General features: G+C 65.9%; 1 protein-coding gene. It reads right to left on the reverse strand.

What is annotated here, in order from left to right:
* A partial coding sequence (locus tag SAZ04_RS22435; RefSeq protein ID WP_332699885.1) for a hemagglutinin repeat-containing protein occupies positions 1–258 on the reverse strand: 258 nt, incomplete at both ends.

A 258-nucleotide genomic window follows, 5' to 3' on the forward strand; every position in this document is an offset into this window, starting at 1 on the left:
TGCAACTGGCTGCCCTGCACCAGGATGTCGCCGTCCTGGCCCTTCACGCCGTTGCCGCTGGCGGTAATGCTCAGGTTATTGCCCGCCGTCAGGCTGCTGCCCTGCGCGGTGCTCTGCCCGCTGGTTTGAGTAGAGGTGGAAGACTGGGTACCGTAGGAAATGCTGATCCCCACCATGTTGTTATTGGCCGGATCGGCGCCCTGCGCCTGCGCCAAACGCGCCGCCTGCACCGCCTGTACGCCGCTCAGCGCCGCCTTG

This window comes from Halalkalibacter lacteus (assembly GCF_036663595.1).
GTDB lineage: Bacteria > Bacillota > Bacilli > Bacillales > Bacillaceae_D > Halalkalibacter > Halalkalibacter lacteus.